Raw genomic sequence first — 286 nt, forward strand, 5'->3', positions numbered from 1 at the left:
TGTGATACTGCAACTGTGACTGTTGAGGTAATGCAGGGAGCTGGCAATGTGGTCGATGCTGTGGATGATGCCTATACGGCAGAGACTGGAGAAGGTGGAATTGTACCTGACAGCAATGTATTGTCCAACGACACTTATAATGGTGAACCTGTTGCTCCTGAAGACGTTATCTTGACTTCTACACCAACGGACCAACTTATCATCAATGAAGATGGAAGCGTAACCGTAGTGCCGGGAACCGAAGCAGGAACGTACACCATCGATTATACCATTTGTGATTCAGCTG

At 46.9% G+C, this 286-nt stretch carries 1 protein-coding gene; it reads left to right on the plus strand.

The features are described 5' to 3' along the window. Nucleotides 1-286 (plus strand): Ig-like domain-containing protein (locus tag D2V08_RS17265; RefSeq protein ID WP_182835455.1); only part of this gene is annotated, 286 nt, incomplete at both ends.

Source organism: Flagellimonas lutimaris (assembly GCF_003581615.1).
In the GTDB taxonomy this organism is placed as follows: Bacteria; Bacteroidota; Bacteroidia; order Flavobacteriales; family Flavobacteriaceae; genus Flagellimonas; species Flagellimonas lutimaris.